The 16,217-nt window shown below is 73.1% G+C and carries 20 protein-coding genes; 11 read left to right on the forward strand and 9 right to left on the reverse strand.

Features of this window, described 5'->3' with window-relative positions; translation table 11 throughout:
* Positions 1-2: 2 nt before the first annotated feature.
* From ACQP1K_RS13910 to ACQP1K_RS13925, 4 genes are all read right to left on the reverse strand, one after another.
* A complete protein-coding gene (locus ACQP1K_RS13910) occupies positions 3-380 on the reverse strand; it encodes a helix-turn-helix domain-containing protein (RefSeq protein WP_433501310.1) in 378 nt (125 codons plus the stop codon).
* 153 nt (positions 381-533) lie between these two features.
* A complete protein-coding gene (locus tag ACQP1K_RS13915) occupies positions 534-1,076 on the reverse strand; it encodes an MOSC domain-containing protein (RefSeq protein WP_433501311.1) in 543 nt (180 codons plus the stop codon).
* A 72-nt stretch (positions 1,077-1,148) separates the two neighbouring features.
* Entirely contained in the window at positions 1,149-2,048 is a 900-nt protein-coding gene (locus ACQP1K_RS13920; protein ID WP_433501312.1) for a cation diffusion facilitator family transporter, read from the reverse strand.
* Positions 2,048-2,461, reverse strand: a complete 414-nt coding sequence (locus ACQP1K_RS13925) for an ArsR/SmtB family transcription factor (protein WP_433501313.1) — start codon at positions 2,459-2,461, stop codon at positions 2,048-2,050. The genes ACQP1K_RS13920 and ACQP1K_RS13925 overlap by 1 nt, the downstream gene beginning before the upstream one ends.
* 229 nt (positions 2,462-2,690) lie before the next feature.
* Between ACQP1K_RS13925 and ACQP1K_RS13930 the strand changes: the two genes are divergently transcribed.
* Together ACQP1K_RS13930 and ACQP1K_RS13935 are read left to right on the forward strand one after the other, a co-directional pair.
* On the forward strand, positions 2,691-2,948 hold the full coding sequence (locus tag ACQP1K_RS13930) for a sensor histidine kinase (RefSeq protein WP_433501314.1): 258 nt from the start codon (positions 2,691-2,693) through the stop codon (positions 2,946-2,948).
* On the forward strand, positions 2,945-3,283 hold the full coding sequence (locus ACQP1K_RS13935; RefSeq protein ID WP_433501315.1) for a response regulator transcription factor: 339 nt from the start codon (positions 2,945-2,947) through the stop codon (positions 3,281-3,283). Before ACQP1K_RS13930 ends, ACQP1K_RS13935 begins: the two co-directional genes overlap by 4 nt.
* A gap of 11 nt (positions 3,284-3,294) precedes the next feature.
* Here the strand turns inward: ACQP1K_RS13935 and ACQP1K_RS13940 are convergent, their stop codons facing one another.
* A complete protein-coding gene (locus ACQP1K_RS13940) occupies positions 3,295-4,167 on the reverse strand; it encodes an SGNH/GDSL hydrolase family protein (protein ID WP_433501316.1) in 873 nt (290 codons plus the stop codon).
* Between the two features lie 150 nt (positions 4,168-4,317).
* On the opposite strand from ACQP1K_RS13940, the gene ACQP1K_RS13945 reads away from it, so the two are divergent.
* Entirely contained in the window at positions 4,318-5,541 is a 1,224-nt protein-coding gene (locus ACQP1K_RS13945) for an isochorismate synthase (protein ID WP_433501317.1), read from the forward strand.
* 27 nt (positions 5,542-5,568) lie between these two features.
* On the opposite strand, the gene ACQP1K_RS13950 is transcribed toward ACQP1K_RS13945, so the two are convergent.
* Positions 5,569-6,213 (reverse strand): YigZ family protein, encoded by a 645-nt coding sequence (locus ACQP1K_RS13950; protein WP_433501318.1) that lies wholly within the window; start codon positions 6,211-6,213, stop codon positions 5,569-5,571.
* A gap of 166 nt (positions 6,214-6,379) precedes the next feature.
* On the opposite strand from ACQP1K_RS13950, the gene ACQP1K_RS13955 reads away from it, so the two are divergent.
* Genes ACQP1K_RS13955 through ACQP1K_RS13980 form a run of 6 tightly spaced genes read left to right on the forward strand, consistent with a single transcriptional unit; the run spans position 6,380 to position 11,146 of the window.
* A complete protein-coding gene (locus ACQP1K_RS13955; protein ID WP_433501319.1) occupies positions 6,380-6,682 on the forward strand; it encodes an urease subunit gamma in 303 nt (100 codons plus the stop codon).
* Positions 6,683-6,709: 27 nt separating this feature from the next.
* On the forward strand, positions 6,710-7,090 hold the full coding sequence (locus tag ACQP1K_RS13960) for an urease subunit beta (RefSeq protein ID WP_433501320.1): 381 nt from the start codon (positions 6,710-6,712) through the stop codon (positions 7,088-7,090).
* Positions 7,083-8,792: an urease subunit alpha gene (locus ACQP1K_RS13965; RefSeq protein WP_433501321.1), complete on the forward strand. Its 1,710-nt coding sequence runs from the start codon at positions 7,083-7,085 to the stop codon at positions 8,790-8,792. Before ACQP1K_RS13960 ends, ACQP1K_RS13965 begins: the two co-directional genes overlap by 8 nt.
* The gene (locus tag ACQP1K_RS13970) at positions 8,792-9,586 is read left to right on the forward strand and encodes an urease accessory protein UreF (RefSeq protein ID WP_433501322.1); all 795 of its coding nucleotides are present in this window, start codon (positions 8,792-8,794) and stop codon (positions 9,584-9,586) included. The genes ACQP1K_RS13965 and ACQP1K_RS13970 overlap by 1 nt, the downstream gene beginning before the upstream one ends.
* Positions 9,576-10,319, forward strand: coding sequence for an urease accessory protein UreG (gene ureG, locus ACQP1K_RS13975; RefSeq protein WP_433501323.1), 744 nt, complete (start codon positions 9,576-9,578; stop codon positions 10,317-10,319). The genes ACQP1K_RS13970 and ureG overlap by 11 nt, the downstream gene beginning before the upstream one ends.
* Entirely contained in the window at positions 10,316-11,146 is an 831-nt protein-coding gene (locus ACQP1K_RS13980; RefSeq protein ID WP_433501324.1) for an urease accessory protein UreD, read from the forward strand. The genes ureG and ACQP1K_RS13980 overlap by 4 nt, the downstream gene beginning before the upstream one ends.
* A gap of 27 nt (positions 11,147-11,173) precedes the next feature.
* On the opposite strand, the gene ACQP1K_RS13985 is transcribed toward ACQP1K_RS13980, so the two are convergent.
* The 3 genes from ACQP1K_RS13985 to menB form a co-directional block, all read right to left on the reverse strand.
* Positions 11,174-11,818 (reverse strand): DedA family protein, encoded by a 645-nt coding sequence (locus tag ACQP1K_RS13985; protein ID WP_433501325.1) that lies wholly within the window; start codon positions 11,816-11,818, stop codon positions 11,174-11,176.
* A gap of 125 nt (positions 11,819-11,943) precedes the next feature.
* Positions 11,944-13,593, reverse strand: a complete 1,650-nt coding sequence (gene menD / locus ACQP1K_RS13990; protein ID WP_433501326.1) for a 2-succinyl-5-enolpyruvyl-6-hydroxy-3-cyclohexene-1-carboxylic-acid synthase — start codon at positions 13,591-13,593, stop codon at positions 11,944-11,946.
* Entirely contained in the window at positions 13,590-14,420 is an 831-nt protein-coding gene (gene menB / locus ACQP1K_RS13995) for a 1,4-dihydroxy-2-naphthoyl-CoA synthase (RefSeq protein ID WP_433501327.1), read from the reverse strand. The genes menD and menB overlap by 4 nt, the downstream gene beginning before the upstream one ends.
* A gap of 93 nt (positions 14,421-14,513) precedes the next feature.
* Between menB and ACQP1K_RS14000 the strand changes: the two genes are divergently transcribed.
* Both ACQP1K_RS14000 and ACQP1K_RS14005 read left to right on the forward strand, forming a co-directional pair.
* Complete coding sequence (locus ACQP1K_RS14000) at positions 14,514-15,683, forward strand: AMP-binding protein (protein ID WP_433501328.1); 1,170 nt, start codon at positions 14,514-14,516, stop codon at positions 15,681-15,683.
* A gap of 57 nt (positions 15,684-15,740) precedes the next feature.
* Positions 15,741-16,091 carry a hypothetical protein gene (locus ACQP1K_RS14005; RefSeq protein WP_433501329.1) on the forward strand — a complete coding sequence of 117 codons (351 nt, stop codon included), beginning with the start codon at positions 15,741-15,743 and terminating at the stop codon, positions 16,089-16,091.
* The last annotated feature ends 126 nt before the right edge of the window (positions 16,092-16,217 follow it).

A 16,217-nucleotide genomic window follows, 5' to 3' on the forward strand; every position in this document is an offset into this window, starting at 1 on the left:
GCTCACGCCGCCAGCAGCTCCACCCGCGGCGCCTCGGACGGCCGGCGGGTCGCGATCCGGCGCGACGCCGTGATCCGCCGGACGGCGCGGGTGAGCAGGTGCTCGACCGGCAGCCCGAGCGCGTCGCACACCGAACGGAGCATCTCCGACGACGGCTCCTTGCGCCCGCGCTCGACCTCCGACAGATACTGCTTGGACATGCCGACCGTACGCGCCACGTCGTGGAGCGTACGGTCCTGGTCCAGCCGCTCGTCGCGGAGGATCTCCCCGTAGACCTCGCGCAGCAGCGGGCCGGGGCCGTCGGGGATCTCGGAACCGTGCTTCCCACCCGCCCTGCGGGTCCGGATGTCGATGACCACTGATCGGTCCGCGGCTGCCATACCGGCATTCTGACACGCCGGGATCTCCACCGGGCCGGTGTTCGCGGACAGACGAGCGGGCGGGGGCCGCACGGGGGCGTTCCGCCCTCGACCGCGCCCGGGTTCGCGGGCGCGTCCGCGGCCGGGGCTGTCGTACGGCGTGGCGCGGGCCGATCAGACCCGGTCGAGGGGCCGGTGCGGTCCCGCGGGCAGCTCGACGACGATCGCGTCGCCGGGCCGCACCACGCCGCCCTCGCGCACGACGCCCATGATCCCCGCCTTTCTGACGATGCCGCCGTGCTCGTCCCGGCCGACGACCTCCTTCAGCAGTCCGTCCTGGAAGTCGTCGATCTGCCGGCAGGGGTTGCGCAGCCCCGTGACCTCCACGACCGCCTCGTCCCCGAAGCGCAGCAGGGTGCCCACGGGCAGGCCGAGCAGGTCGATTCCACTGGTGGTGATGTTCTCCCCGAGTTCGCCCGGCGCCACCCGGAACCCTTTCCCGCCGACCTCAGCGAAGAGCTCCTCGTGGATGAGGTGGACCTGGCGAAGGTTGGGCTGGGTGGGGTCCTGCGCGAGCCGGACGCGGTGCTTCACCGTCACGCCGGCGTGCACGTCCCCCTCCACGCCGATCCCCGCGAGTAACGTGATGCTGCTCCGATTCGGCTTGGTGAACGTGTATTCGCCGCTGCTGCTGACCGCCCGTACTGTCCCGCCCATGCCGCGAAGCCCCCTGTATCGCGTTGATCCATCACAACCAAGACTAATCGGGCAATCGCCGCGGGCAAGGGGTCACCAGCCGAGTTCGTCGCAGCCGCGGTGGTCGGCCGGCTCGACCTGGAGGGTGGCGTGGGCCACGCCGTGGTGGCGCAGCAGCAGGTCGCGGGCCCGGTCCAGGACCGCGTGGTTGTCGTGCGGGTCGACGGTGACCAGGTGGGCGGTGGCCACGTGCATGCCGGAGGTGAGCGTCCACAGATGCAGGTCGTGCACGTCGCTGACGCCGTCGATGGCGGCCAGATCGGCGGCCACGGCCGCGGGGTCCATGCCCTCCGGCACGTGCTGGCCGAGCACGGCGAACACCTGACGGCCCAGCGAGACGGCCCGGACGGCGACGAACGCGCCGATGACCAGCGCCACCAGCGTGTCCCACAGCGCCTGCCCGGTGGCCGCAACCAGCGCGCCGGCCGCGATGACGCCGACGGACCCGGCGGTGTCGGCCATGACCTCCAGATAGGCGCCCCTGACGTTGAGGCTCTCCCCCGCCCCGGCGCGCAGGATCGCGAGCGCGGCGAGGTTGACGGCCAGGCCGATCGAGCCGACCACGAGCATCGGACCCGAGGCCACCTCCGCCCGGGCGCCTATGCGCCCGATCGCCTCGATGACCACGTATACGGCGACGCCCAGCATCATCATCACGGCCAGCAGGGAGGCGAACACCTCGGCGCGGTAGGAGCCGTAGCTGCGCCGGCCGGTGGTGTCCGGGCGGGCGGCGATGCGCGTGGCCACCAGCGCGGCGCCGAGCGTGACGACGTCGGCGGCCATGTGCCCGGCGTCCGACAGCAGCGCCAGCGACCCGGAGACCAGGCCGTACCCCAACTCGACGAAGAAGAACGCACCCACCAGGCAGAAGGCGACGGCCAGCCGCCATCGGTGCCGGGCCCCCGCGTGTCCGTGCCCGTGGCCGGCGCCCATCACTCACCCCCGTCGCGTTCGGGATGCAGGATCTCGGTGTGCTCCGTGTGCGCCAGCGCCAGATCCAGCAGCATCCGCACATGCGGGTCTTCCAGCCGGTAGTAGGCCATCCGCCCGGCGCGGCGCACCGCCACGATACGGTGCGCGCGCAGCAGGCGCAGCGCGTGCGAGGCCGCCGACTCGCTCAGCCCGCTGACCGCGGCCAGATCACACACGCAGAGCTCCCCCTCCAGCAGCGCCACCAGCAGCCGCAGCCGGTTCGGATCCGACAGCAGGCCGAAGACGTCGGCGGTGTCGGCCAGATCGGCGGCCGCCGGCATCCGCTCGCACACGGCGGCGACCCGGTCGGCGTCGACCACGCGGGCGGCGCACGCGTCCACCGCCAACGCATGCTCATCTGAAGAGGTGTTCATATGAGCAAGGTAGCGGAGAGCGCTCGCCCCCCGCCAACCACCCCGCGGGGGGACCTCCCGGCGGCCGACCGGGGGTGCGGGCCGCCGTCACCGGCTACCGGGGGCGCGGCCTGGCCGCCGAACTCGACTCCGCCCGTACGGCGCCGGCCGACGCCGGCATCGCCGCCGACGTCCGCGTCCCGGCCGCGGGGGGCTCACGCCGGAGACAGACGCCCTGCCGGGCTGGGCCGTGCGGGAAGGCGTCACCAACGTCATCCGGCACAGCGGCGCCACCGCCTGCGCGGTCGAGCTGCACGTGGGCGACGATCTCGTGCTGGAGATCCGCGACGACGGCGGCGGACCCGGCCAGGGCCGGGCTCGGGGCAACGGGCTGGCCGGGCTGCGGGAGCGGGTGACCGCGCTCGACGGCACTCTGGCGGCCGACCGGCTGCCCGGCGGGGGCTTTCTGCTGCGTGTGACGGTTCCGCGCGGGGAGGACAAGACGTGATCAAGGTGCTGCTGGCCGAAGATCAGGGCATGATGCGCGGCGCCCTGGCCCTGCTGCTCGGCCTCGAAGACGACATCGAGGTCGTCGCCCAGGTCTCCTCCGGCGAGGAGGTGGCCGCAGCCGCACTGGCGACCCGGCCCGACGTGGCGCTACTCGACATCGAGATGCCGGGCCGTGACGTGCTGTCCGCCGCCGCCGACGGGACGACCATCGCCGACATCGCCGCCCGGCTCCACCTGTCGGAGAGCACCGTGCGCAACTACCTGTCCTCGGCGATCGGCAAGACCGGCACACGCAACCGGATCGAGGCGGCCCGCCACCAGGGCCGGCTGTGACCGCCGCGTGGTCACGCCTTCGCATCGGCGAAGAAGCCGGCGGCGAAGGTGACCCGGGCGAGCGCCCGCTGACCGGCCTCGTTGGGGTGGAAGAAGTCCCAGCCGCTCAGCATCTCGAGCGTGAAGGGGAAGGCGAAGACCGCGCCGCCGTCGTAGCGGCAGGCCGGGCCGTACCGCCGGCAGGCCTGCCGGAGCTGCTCGTTGTAGTCCATCACCCGGTCGCGCACCTCGTCGCGCCTGGCCTGGTCCTCCTTCGCCATGGATCCGGGCTTGGCCAGCATCGACCGGCAGGTCCGGCCGATCGTCCAGAACACACGGGCCCAGCGGTCGTCCTTGCCGATCTGCCAGAGCCGCTTCAGGTCCGGGATGCTGGCGATGAAGACCCGTGCCCCCGTCGGCCGCAGCACGTCGAGTGCCTCGTCGATCCGGCGCCGGTAGGTGTCGACGGGGGTCATGAGCTCCGGCGACTCGGCGCACACGTCCTGCGCGCCCACGAGGATGGTGACGTAGTCGGCCCGGCCGTCGACCGCCCGCCGGGCCTGCTCGGGCAGATCGGCGCTGGTCGCCCCGGGGACCGCGAGGTTGAGGTTGTGCCCCTTCAGGTCCGGCGCGAGCGCGAGCAGGCGCAGGTAGTGGCTGTTCACCTCTGCGCCGTCCCCGGACGACCACGACCGCGAGGTGCACGGGACGTACCAGCCGCACGCGTTGAACCCCGCGCTGATCGAGTCTCCCAGCGCCGCCAGCACCCTGGGAGGCGCGGGCGGCGCCGCCGCCGGCGGACGCCCGGCATGGGCCGTTCCCGGCGCGAGCAGCACGGAAAGGGCCAGGAACGACGTGATCTTCTTGATCATGAACACCTCCGGGTGACCCAACGTAGGGATCACCGTGGGCGCGCTCCATCTCCTTCGGGGAATCCGGCGATTCTCTGACCGAGTTCCTATCCGCGCTTGACGCAGGCACTTCGGGCCTGGTGGACGGCCGACCATCGGGGGTCCGGGACGAACCACGGTCAGATCGTGCGTAAAGTGAATTGAGTGAGTGTCGCCCTTATCCGCCCCCTCGTGGTTCGCACGGTCGCGGTGAGCGATCCTGGCGATCTTGTTACCCGTCTGCCGGATGTCATGCCGTACGCCTGGGTCAGGCATGGCGAAGGTCTGGTCGGCTGGGGAGAGGCGGCACGTACGGTGCTTCCACCGGGCCCGGACCGTTTCGACCGGGCCCGGGAGTGGCTCGGCATGCTCTTCGACCTCGCCAGCATCGACGACGAGGTCGGCGTGCCCGGCTCGGGACCCGTGGCGTTCGGCTCGTTCACCTTCGACCGCGACGCTGCCGGGTCCACGCTGATCGTCCCGCGTGTCGTGCTCGCCCGCAGGAACGGCCGGGCCTGGCTCACCACGATCGGCGAGACCGCGTCCGTGCCGGTGACACCGCGCGTCGGGCCGGGGCGCATCCGGTACGGCGACGGCACGCTGACCGTCCCGGAGTGGAAACAGGCCGTGGCCGCGGCCGTGCACAGGATCAGGGGCGGCGAACTGGACAAGGCGGTGCTCGCCCGCGATCTCACCGCCGTCGCCGAGCGTGACATCGACATCCGGGTGCTGCTGTCGCGGCTGACCGCCCGCTATCCCGAGTGCTACGCGTTCTGCGTGGACGGACTGACCGGGGCGACGCCCGAGCTGCTGGTCCGGCACACGGGCCGGTCGATCGAGTCGCTGGTCCTCGCGGGCACGACGGAACGCGGCTCGGGACCGGCCGAGGACGCCTCCCGCGGCGCGGCGCTGTACGCCTCGGGCAAGGACCGCCACGAACACGCCTGCGCCGTCGCCTCGGTCCGGGACGCCCTGGCTCCCCTGTGTTCCACGCTGGACGTGCCGGCACGACCGGAGCTGCTGATGCTGCCGAACGTGCAGCACCTGGCCAGCCGGGTCACCGGGCGGCTGTCGGACGGCGCCTCCGTGCTCGACGTGGTGGCCGCCATGCACCCGACGGCCGCCGTCGGCGGCACCCCCACCGGCGCGGCCCTGCGCGTCATCCGGGAGCTGGAGGGCATGGAGCGCGCCGGCTACTCGGGCCCCGTCGGCTGGATCGACTCCCGCGGCGACGGCGAGTGGGGCATCGCGCTGCGCTGCGCGCAGATCTCCGGCCGCCGGGCCCGGCTGTTCGCCGGCTGCGGCATCATGGCCGGGTCGGACCCGGCCGCCGAACTCGCCGAGGCCGGGGCGAAGTTCCGCGTCATGCGGTACGCCCTGGAAGGCTGAGCCTCCGGTCCGCGACAGCGGGACGGGTCAGCGCGGCGCCGTACGGCTTCGCGTCCGGGCCAGACGGGTCGTGCCGCCGGAACGGACGGTGGCACGGCCGGCGGTCACCGTGGCCAGCCACTCCTCGAAGCCGGGCATCGCGTCACGGGCCACCGCGACCTCGAACGTGACGCGCGCGCCGTAGTCGACGCCGCGCAGCGGGTACGGCGAGGCGCGCAGATCGTTTTCCAGTCGTCCGGCGTGGGCGTGGTCGATCGTCACGGCGGCGACGGTCGCGGGGACCATCTCGACGCTCTCGGCCCGGTCGAGCGTCTCCCCCACCGCGCCGCCGTACGCACGGGCCAGTCCCCCCGCGCCCAGCAGCACGCCACCGAAGTAGCGGGTGACCACGGCCACGACGTCGGCGAAGCCGCGCCGGGTGAGCATCTCCAGCATCGGCGTGCCCGCCGTGCCCCCGGGCTCGCCGTCGTCGTCGGCCTTGCGCAGGTCCGGCCCGATGACGTACGCCGTGCAGTTGTGCGTGGCGTCGGCGTACCGCCGCCTGCGCCCGGCGATGAACTCCCGCGCGGCCTCCTCGGTCTCCACCGGCGCGATCGCGCAGATGAACCGCGAACGGCGGACCTCGGTCTCGTGCTCGATGATGTTCTTGATCGTCAGGTACGGCTCGGCCACGACGCCCAGGCTACTCGGAGGGGGATCCGCGATCGCCGTCCGTCCCGCTGACGTGGTGGTTGTCCGTCCCGCCCGGGGGTAGGGCGAGCGTGACGGCCCCACGTGTCGTGGGCGCCGCGCGGGCGGGAGGCACGGGTGGTCTCCCGGGCGAAACGGGGAGGACGCGATGCTCCTCAGTCTGCCGGAGCGCGAACGGCTGATGATCTACACGGCGGCCAGGCTCGCACAGGAGCGCAGGGAACGCGGGCTCAGGCTGAACCTCCCCGAGGCGACCGCGCTGATCGCCTCCTTCCTCCTCGAAGGCGCCCGTGACGGGCGTACCAAGGCCGACCTGGAGGAGGCCGGGCGGGATCTGCTGCGGCGCGACGAGGTGATGGACGGGGTCCCCGAGATGCTGAGCCAGGTGCAGGTGGAGGCGACCTTCCCCGACGGCACCAAGCTGATCGCGGTGCAGGAGCCGATCCGATGAGCCCCGATGCCGGGTAGGGAGGGGCCCATGCCCGCGTCGGGACCGGGGCGGACGCTCGGGCTGGTACAGCCCGGCGCCGACTCCGGTGACCGGGAGACGGCGCCGGGACAGATCGTGTACGGCTCCGGGCCGGTCACGATCAACGCCGGCCGCCCGGTGACGCCGATGACCGTGACCAACACGGCGGATCGGCCGATCAGCGTCGGCTCGCACTATCACTTCGCCGAGGCGAATCCGGCGCTGCGGTTCGACCGCGATCTGGCCTGGGGACGGCGGCTGAACATCCTCGCCGGTGCGATGGTGCGGTTCGACCCCGGAACGACGGTGGAGGTGGAGCTCGTCCCACTGGGCGGCCGGCGGATCGTGCGCGGGCTGCGCGGCGAGTGCGGGGGTGCGCTGGATGGCTGAGATCGACCGGCGCCGCTACGCGGCGTCCCTGGGCCCCACCACCGGCGACCGGATCCGCCTGGCCGACACCGACCTGTTCGTCGAGATCGAGGAGGACCGTTGCGCCGGTGGCGACGAGACGGTCTTCGGCGGCGGCAAGTCCGGCCGGGAGTCGCAGGGACAGTCGCACGCTACCCGGGCCGAGGGCACCCCTGATCTGGTGATCACCGGGGCGGTGCTCCTGGATCACTGGGGGGTCGTCAAGGCCGACGTGGGGGTGCGGGACGGCCGCATCGCCGCGATCGGCAAGTGCGGCAATCCAGACATCATGGACGGGGTCCATCCGGATCTCGTGGTCGGTCCCGCCACCGAGCTCGTCAGCGGCTACGGGAAGATCATGACGGCGGGTACGGTCGACACCCACGTCCATTTCGTGTCGCCGGACATGTCGGTGGTGGCGCTGGAGTCCGGCACCACCACCCTGGTCGGCGGCGGCACCGGCCCGACGGAGGGCTCGAAGGCCGCGCTGGCCACCCCGGCCGGCTGGTGGGTCGAGCGGATGCTGGAGGCGTTCGATCCCTGGCCGGTCAACGTGCTGTTCCTCGGCCGGGGCACGACGGTCTCGCGGGAGGCGCTGTGGGAGCAGCTCCGCTCCGGGATGGGCGGATTCAAGTGCCACGAGGACTGGGGCGCCACCCCCGCGGTGATCGACGCCGCCCTCAGCGTGGCCGAGGCCGCCGGAGTGCAGGTCGCCATCCACAGCGACACACTCAACGAGGCAGGCTTCGTCGAGGATCTGCTGCGCACCGCGGCGGGCCGCAACTTCCACGCCTTCCACACCGAGGGCGCCGGGGGCGGGCACGCCCCGGACATCATCCGGATCGCGGGCGAGCCGAACGTGCTGCCGTCCTCGACCACCCCGACCCGGCCCTTCACCGTCAACACCCCCGGCGAGCAGCTCGACATCTGCCTGATCGCCCACCATCTGAATCCGGCCGTCCCGGCCGAGCTGGCGTTCGCGGAAAGCCGCGTCCGCGCCTCGACGATGGCCGCCGAGGACATCCTGCAGGACATCGGGGCCATCTCGGCCATGTCGTCCGACGCCCAGGCGATGGGCCGGATCGGCGAGGTGGTGCGCCGCACCTGGCAGACCGCGCACGTCATGAAGCGGCTGCGTGGGCCGCTGCCGGGGGACGGACACGCGGACAACCACCGCGCCCGCCGCTACGTCGCCAAATACACGATCGTCCCCGCGGTGATCCACGGACTGGAGCACGAGATCGGCTCGATCGAGCCGGGCAAGGTCGCCGACCTGGTGCTGTGGGAGCCCGCCCTGTTCGGCGTACGGCCCTCCGCCGTCTACAAGGCCGGCATGGCCGCGCTCGCCCTGCTCGGCGACCCCGGCGCCGCTGTGCCCACCCCTCAGCCGGTGCTGCCGCGTCTCGGGTACAACGTGCACAGCAGGGCCGCGGCCGCCACCGGCGTGGCGTTCGTCGCACCGGCCGCGATCGAGGACGGGCTGGCCGACCGGCTCGCCGTCGAACGCCGTCTCGTCCCCGTGACGAACATGCGGGGCCGTACCAAGGCCGATCTCCCGGAGAACGACGCGCTGCCCGTCATCGAGGTCGACCCGGACACCTTCGACGTCCGCATCGACGGCCGTCAGGTGGACCACGCCCCGGCCACGGAGCTGCCCATGACCCAGCGATACTTCCTGTTCTGATGAACGTGCACGCCGGACATGCGACGGACCCCGGCCACGGCGGCCGCGCCTGCCCGGGTCTCGCCACGCTGCTGCTGCTGACCGACGGCCGCTACCCGTCCGGCGCCCACGCGCACTCGGGCGGGCTGGAGGCGGCGGCCGCCGCCGGTCTGGTCCACGACACCGCCACCCTGGCGGCGTTCCTGACGGGCCGCGCCGCCACCGGCGGAGTCACCGCGGCCGCCTTCGCCGCCGCTTCCTGCGCCCGGTTCCCGGACGGCGCCGCCGACGCGGCGCACCCTCCCGGCCACGGCGGCGGCGGGAACGGACCACGACCCGGCCTCGGCGACGTGTTCGGCCTCCTCGACGTCGAACTCGACGCGCGCATCCCCTCCCCCGCCCTGCGTGCCGCCTCGCGCAGGCTCGGCCGTCAGTTCCTGCGCGCCGCGCTGGCCATGCGCCCGCACCCCGGGCTCGGCGCACTCGCCGGCGGCCCGTACGGCGGCCCGCATCAGCCGATCGCGCTCGGCGCGACCGCCGGCGCACTCGGGCTCACCCCCCGCGCGGCTGCGGCAGCGGCCCTGCACGAGACGGTCACCGGGCCGGCCACGGCGGCGATCCGGCTGCTGGGCCTCGACCCCTTCGCCGTCCACGCGATCCTCGTCCGCCTCGCTCCAGAACTCGACGAGCTGGCCCATGCGGCGGCCGGGCACGCGCTGGCGCCACCCGATCGGCTGCCCTCCCCCGGGGCCCCGCTGCTCGACGTCCTCGCCGAGGCCCACGCCCGCTGGGAGGTGCGTCTGTTTGCGTCCTGACGACGACCCGCCGTCCCGCCACGCGGAGGACCACCACGCGGAGGACCACCACATCCGGGACCGCCGCGCGGAAGCGCGTCCGCACGGCGGCGGCCGTCCCGGCGGCCCGCCAGGGCCCGACCGGCCGCTGCGGATCGGCCTCGGCGGCCCGGTCGGGTCGGGCAAGACCGCGCTCGTGGCCGCCCTGTGCCGCCACCTGGCCGGGCAGCTGGAGATGGCCGTGGTGACCAACGACATCTACACCATGGAAGACGCCGAGTTCCTGCTCCGCGAGGCCGTCCTGCCCGCCGAGCGCATCCGCGCGGTGCAGACCGGCTGCTGCCCGCACACCGCCATCCGCGACGACATCTCCGCGAACCTGGAGGCGGTCGACGAACTCGTCCGCACGCTGCCGCCGCTCGACCTGCTGCTGATCGAGAGCGGCGGGGACAACCTCACCGCCACCTTCAGCCGCGGCCTGGTCGACCACCAGATCTTCATCCTCGACGTCGCCGGAGGCGACAAGCTTCCCCGCAAGGGCGGACCCGGCGTCACCTCCGCCGACCTGCTGGTCATCAACAAGACCGACCTGGCCGACCGGGTCGGCGCCGACCTTTCCGTGATGGCCCGCGACGCCAGAGCCCGTCGTGGCGATCGCCCCGTCTGCTTCCTGTCCCTCGTCCACGATCCCTCCGCGCACGAGGTCGCCGCCTGGGTGCGCGAACGGCTGGCGGCGGCCGGCCACGCCGGGTGATCCCCGAGCCGGCCCGGCTGGCCACAGAACCCGACACGCGGGCGGGCCCGCCACCCGGCACCCGCGTCCGCCTGCTGCGTTCCGCCTGGCCGCTCATGCTCCGCCGTACGCTCCCGTGCACGCCGGCGCCGATCGCCGCCTGGAGCCGACGCGACGCCACCGCCGCCTGGGTCCATCTGGTCGCGGGCGGCGCCGGCCCGCTCGGCGGCGACCGCCTGCGGCTGGAGGTCGACGTCGGCGCCGGCAGCACCCTCGTTCTCGGCGAGGTCTCCCCGACGCTGCTGCTGCCCGGCCCGTACGGTGAGGAGTCGCGGACCGAGTTCGACATCCGCGTCGGCCCGCGCGGCACACTCGTGTGGCTGCCCCAGCCGGTCGTCCCGGCGGCCGGCTGCCGCCACCGCACCGACGTCCGGATCACCCTGTGTCACGACTCCCGCCTGCTGCTGCGGGAGGAGGTGCTGTTCGGCCGGTACGGCGAACGGCCCGGCGCGCTCCGTCAGCGCCTGCGCGCCATGGCCGGCGGACGCGTCCTGTACGACCAGGAACTCGTGGTCGGGCCGGAGGCTCCCGGCTGGGACGGACCCGCCGTCACGGCGGGCCTGCACGCCGCGGGAACCGTGCTGCTGGCGGATGCGACGCTCGTGGAATCGCGGCACGTACCGCACCCGCACTCCGGCGGCTCCGACGATCACACGGCCGTGTTCACGCTGCCGGGGCCCGGTCTCGCGTTCACCGCGCTCGCCCCGGACTCGGCGACGCTCCGGCGGCGGCTGGACGCCGCGGTGGGCGCGCTGCTGTCCCGCACCGGTCGGAAGGACCCCGGCTGATCCGGAAGGCCCCCGGCCGGTCCCGGGTCATCGGCAGGGCGGGCTCACCGGCTGCGGGGTCTCCTCCTCCCGCATGGCCGCCGCCGCCTTGCGCTTCAGCCAGATCGTGCCGGCCACGCCGCACAGGACCGCCACCACGAGCCCCACCCAGGAGAAGCCCTTGAGCCACCGGTCGGCCACGATGCCCAGATAGTAGACGGCCGCCGTGGTACCGCCCGCCCACACGATGCCGCCGAGCACGTTCGCGACCAGGAACCGCCAGTACGGCATGTGCAGCGCCCCGGCGAGCGGGCCGGCGAGGATGCGCAGCAGGGCCACGAACCGGCCGAAGAACACCGCCCACACGCCCCAGCGCTGGAAGAGCTGCTCGGCCTTGGCGATATGGGCCGGCCCGAAGTGCTTGGGGAAACGCCGCCCGAGCCGGTCGAACAGCGGTCTGCCGCCCTTGCGCCCGATGAGGTAGCCGAGCGAGTCCCCCACGATGGCCCCGGTGCTCGCGCAGACGCCGACGAGGAGCGGGCTGACCACGCCCTTGGCCGACAGCAGCGCCGAGCTCACCAGGACGATCTCCCCGGGTAGGGGGATCCCCAGGCTTTCGAGGCCGACGACACCGCCAACGAGCACATAGACCCAGATGGCCGGGATCGTCTGCAGCCACTCCTCGACGTGCATGTCACTCCTCTGCGGGGCGGAGAGAAGACCATTGTGCCGTCCCCCTGGTCACCCGGCATCCCTACCGGGAACCATGCCGGGCCGGCCTGCGGGACGGCACCGCCCCTGAGCTGCTCCCCCGAGGGTCACTTCCGCATCGCCGCGTGAGCGGCGTCGCGCATCTTGACGTGCACCTCGGCGTTGTGGCCGCGGTCGGTGCGGACTTCGACCATCCGCAGGCCGTCTCCCTTGATGGCCCTGGGCAGCTCGTCGATGTCCTCCAGCAGCGTATACGGAACGTCGGCGGCGGCCGCGACATGGGCCAGGCCCACGCCGTGCGGCGTGCCGAAGATCCGCTCGAACGAGTCGGACAGCGCCGCCTGCGGCAGCATCGAGAAGATCCCGCCGCCGTCGTTGTTGACCACGACCAGGCACAGGTCCGGCCGGGGTTCACGCGGGCCGAGGATCAGCCCGTTCTGGTCGTGCAGCAGCGTCAGATCGCCGATCAGCGCGTAGGCGGGACCGTTGTGGGCGAGCGCGGCGCCGACGGCCGTGGAGACCAGGCCGTCGATCCCCGAGGCGCCCCTGGAGGCCATCAGCCGCAGGCCGCGGCGCGGGCGCATGGTCTGGTCGAGGTCCCTGACCGGCATCGACGATCCGCACAGCAGCAGCGCTCCGTTGGGCAGCGCCTCCACCAGGTCCCTGGCCAGCCGGGGCTCGCTCAGCCCGGAGGAGTCGAGCACCCGGTCGACCGCCTGGCGGGCCAGATAGTCGGCGCGCCGCCAGGAGCTCAGCCAGGAGTCGTCGCCCGAGACGATCGGGATCTCCACGGCCTGGGCGACCTGGGTGGCCGAGCGGGTGGGGTCGGGCCAGCGGGTCAGGTCGCCCGCCACGACGATGTGCTCCCCGGCTCCGCCCAGCCACGACAGCAGCGGCCTCGACAGCCCCGGGCGGCCGAGGGTGACCACGACGTCCGGCCGGTGGGCTTCAGCGAACTCCTCGTCGCCGAGGAGGAAGTGATAGGCCGAGATGGCGTGGTCGCCGTACCTGCCGCCGCCGTTGGGCTCCGACAGCACCGGCCAGCCGGCCATGCCCGCAGCGGCGACGTACCGCCTGACGCCGGCCGCGCCGTCCCCCACCACGAGCACGCCGCGGCGGGTCGGCGGGATGTGCAGCGCGGGCGCCGGCGGCACGGCCCTCGTCCGCACCCACGGGCGGTCGCCCTCGGCGGCCAGCGGCTCGCACCAGCTCACGTCCCCGTCGGGGACGAGCGGCTCGCGGAAGGCCGCGTTCAGGTGGACGGGCCCGGGGTCGTACGGCCCGGCGGCCCGCTGGTAGGCCCGGCAGCCGAGGGACCGCCAGTACGCCACCTGGCCGGGCCGCTCCTCCGGCGCGCCGATCTCGGCGAACCAGCGTACGGCCGAGCCGTACATCTTGATCTGGTCGATCGTCTGGTTGGCTCCGGTGCCGCGCAGCTCGGGCGGACGGTCGGCGGTCAGCACGAGCAGCGGCACGCCCGACTCCGACGCCTCGATCACCGCCGGATGGAAGTTGGCCGCCGCCGTGCCGGAGGTGCACACCAGGGCGACCGGCCGCTCGGAGCGCCTGGCGAGGCCGAGCGCGAGATAGGAGGCGGACCGCTCGTCGATGCGCACGTGCAGGCGCAGCCGCGGCTGGGCGTGCGCCGCGAGCGCGAGCGGTGCGGAACGGGAGCCGGGGGAGAGCACCAGGTCGGTCATCCCGCAACGCACCAGCTCGTCGACCAGGACGGTCGCCAGCGCGGTCGCGGGATTCACGGCCGGCGGGGGAACTTCGCGAAGTCGGGCTTGCGCTTCTCCTTGAACGCGTCGCGGCCCTCCTGGGCCTCCTCGCTCATGTAGTAGATGAGCGTGGCGTCACCGGCGAACTGCTGCATGCCGGCCGCGCCGTCGGTGACCGCGTTGAGCGCGCCCTTGAGCATGCGCAGCGCGAGCGGCGACTTCTCCAGCAGCTCGCGGGCCCACTGGACGGTCTCCTCCTCCAGCCGCTCCAGCGGGACGACCGCGTTGACCAGGCCCCACTGCAGTGCGGTCTGCGCGTCGTACTGACGGCACAGGTACCAGATCTCCCTGGCCCGCTTGAGCCCGACCGTCTCGGCCAGCAGCCAGGAGCCGTACCCGCCGTCGAACGAGCCCACCTTGGGCCCGGTCTGGCCGAACCTGGCGTTGTCGGCCGCGATCGTCAGGTCGCAGCACACGTGCAGGACGTGACCGCCGCCGATCGCGTAACCCGCGACCATCGCGATGACCGGCTTGGGGCAGCGGCGGATCTGCACCTGCAGGTCAAGCACGTTCAGCCGGCCGATGCCGTGGGTCTTGTCGTCCACGTAGCCGTCGTCGCCGCGGATCTTCTGATCGCCGCCCGAGCAGAACGCCCTGTCACCGGCCCCGGTGAGGATGATCACACCGACCTCGGTGTCCTCCTGCGCGAGGTTGAACGCATCGCGCAGCTCGAACAGGGTCGTGGGGCGGAACGCGTTGTGTCGCTCGGGCCGGTTGATCGTGATCTTCGCGATGCCCTCCGCGGTCTCGTAGACGATGTCCTCGTACTCGCCCGACCGCTTCCAGTCGACCTCGCTCGCCACACTCGCTCCTCAGTCACGTCACCTACCGGCCGGCCACTCCCCGGGAGTGCCCGGACTAACCTTACGACCGTGCTCACCCGTCTCGGACACCGAATGGCGCAACCCTTGGACGGCACGGCCCGGGCCCGGCCGGTGCACGCCCTGCTCATCCCGCCGGGCCCGGAACTGTTCGAGGCCGTACGGCTCGCGCTGTCGGGCGACGGCCCGGCCGTGCTGCCGCTCTCGCCCGACCTGCCCAGGCCCGCGCTGGCGGCGGCGCTGGCCTCGCTGCGTCCCACCCACGTCGTGACCTCCGAAGGCGTACGGCGCGAGCCGGACGGGCGGCCGACCTCAGCCGCTGTGATCATCGCCACATCCGGGTCCACCGGTGCGCCCAAGGGAGTCGAGCTGCCGGCGGCGGCGCTGACCGCCTCGGCCCGGGCCTCGCTGGCCCGCCTGGGCGCCCGGCGGGGCGATCGATGGCTGTGCTGCCTGCCGCCCTCGCACATCTCGGGCATGCAGGTGCTCGTACGGTCGCTGCTGTGCGAGACCGAGCCGGTGATCCACCCGCGCTTCTCTCCCGGCGACGTCGCCGCCTCGGGGGCCGATCACGTGTCGCTGGTCCCGACCCAGCTGCGCCGCATGCTCGACGCCGGGGCCGGCGTCGCGGCCTTCCGCACGATCCTGCTGGGCGGCGCGGCCGCTCCCCCGGGTCTGCTCGATACGGCTCGTACGGCCGGGGCGCGCGTCGTCACGACGTACGGCTCGAGCGAGACCAGCGGCGGATGCGTGTACGACGGCATCCCCCTTGACAATGTAGATCTCAAAATCGGGGACGACGGCCGGGTGCGGATCCGCGGGCCGGTGCTCTTCTCCGGATATCGGCTGCGCGACGAGCGGCCGTTCGAGGACGGCTGGTTCGTCGCCTCCGATCTGGGCACGATCGAGGATGGCCGGTTGCGGGTGCTGGGCCGGGCCGACGACGTGATCAACACCGGTGGCCGGAAGGTGGTCGCCGGCGCCGTCGCCGAGGTCCTCGCCGCTCACCCCCGGGTGCGGGACGTCGTGGTGGTCGGCCGCCCCGACCCGGAGTGGGGCGAGATCGTCGAGGCGGTGGTGGCCGGCCGGGACGGCGAGGAGGAGGTGACCCTCGCGGAGCTGCGCGACTTCGCCAAGGAGCGGCTGCCCGCCTACGCCGCTCCGCGCGCTGTGCGGCTTGTGTCCCGAATTCCGCTGTTGCCGAACGGAAAACCGGATATGGTCGCCCTGCGGAACCAAAGATGACCATCGCGCGTCTATCCGGTCAGGGAGTGGTTCAAGAGTGCCGAAGGGGGGACGCGGATGAAACCGGCCCAGAAGATGCTGGTCTCCACAGGCGTCGTCGGCGCCATCCTCATCGGCGGGGTCGCCGTCACCGCGGCCGCCTCGGCGAACCGCCTGCGGGAGGCCGCGACCCAGATGACCGTCCTGCACCCGGGCGCGGAACAGGCCACCCCGCCGGCCTCCGATGAGGAGACCGCGAGCCCGGCGAACGAGCACCCGGCCGCACAGGACGACCCCGACGTCGTGTCGAAGGAGTTCGACATCGACCCCGGCGAGGTCTCCGACTACTGGACCACCCAGCGCATGCGGGACGCCGACCCCATGCCCGGCCCCCAGGTGAGCATCATCGTCCCCTCCCCCATCGACTGAGCCCCATCCCACCACCCCCCTGGGCGTGATCTTGCAGTTGCTCGCAGAGATGCCCGCCGACCTGCATCTATTCCGCTCGTGATCTTGCAGAAACTCGCAGTCGTACGCCCCGACCTGCGAGAAGGA

The sequence above is a fragment of the Sphaerimonospora sp. CA-214678 genome, from assembly GCF_050942215.1.
Lineage (GTDB): Bacteria > Actinomycetota > Actinomycetes > Streptosporangiales > Streptosporangiaceae > Sphaerimonospora.